The organism is Vibrio sp. OPT46, assembly GCF_015163535.1.
In the GTDB taxonomy this organism is placed as follows: Bacteria; Pseudomonadota; Gammaproteobacteria; order Enterobacterales; family Vibrionaceae; genus Vibrio; species Vibrio alginolyticus.
Map to the genome: position 1 here is coordinate 1 of NZ_JADDYG010000811.1, position 822 is coordinate 822.

General features: G+C 38.9%; 1 protein-coding gene and 1 pseudogene. Both read right to left on the reverse strand.

The annotated features are described in order from the left end of the window. Positions 1–173 (reverse strand): nicotinamide riboside transporter PnuC (gene pnuC, locus IQR33_RS28050; protein WP_193844254.1); only part of this gene is annotated, 173 nt, incomplete at its 3' end. 499 nt (positions 174–672) lie between these two features. After that, positions 673–822: pseudogene (locus IQR33_RS34715) on the reverse strand (transcriptional repressor PurR); the annotation flags it as partial.

Sequence of the window (822 nt, forward strand, 5' to 3'; positions counted from 1 at the left end):
GTGACATTCAGCAAACCGAATAAGTAGTTGATGGTTTTTTCTTGGCTGGCAAACCAAATGCAAAGCAGTCCAAAAACGGTACCGAAAGCTTCGATCCAGCTCATTGCGTAGCCGTCGCCAATCGGAATGTTAACGAGAGTATTATTAATATCGAGTAAGGCAAAGAGGTCCATAACATGTCCTTTATTATTTTGTTTGGAATACGCTTATATTAGAGCGTGATCCCCAACAAAAAGGAGGACATTTGTCCTCCTCTTGATGCACTCGATCATAATTCAGTCCAATGTTTACTTGAAAGCAATAAATGATGCTATTGAACGATGTTGGAAATAGACCTGCCTATGAATCCAAGCCTAGATAGCGTTTTTTGAATGCAGAAGCTGATGCAAATAAAGCTGACGCCAAAAGTGTAATAATAAAGCCAATTGCGTACTCAAATGCTTCATTAACCAGTAGCTGATAGCAGCTCACAAAAAAAATCAATACAACTGTAATAACATTAACTCGGTGAAACCAAGGGTGTTTTACAGATAACTTAGCGTAACCTTTTGATAACATTTAACTAATCCGCCAGACAACAATTAATAGTTTTATTTATAATCAAGGACGATAGTAAGGCTTTATCGTATAAAGAGAAACGACTTTTTTAATTTTTTAGCTCAACATCACACGTCATTCAGTGACGTTTGACTTTAACCTCTTGACGCTTTTTCGTTCCACTAGAGCCGGTTCTAATTGTACGACCTGTGCCTCTGTTGACTTTTCATCCAACTTTCGGACAAGAGTCTCAACGGCAGCCTGCCCCAAACGGTACTTAGGCTG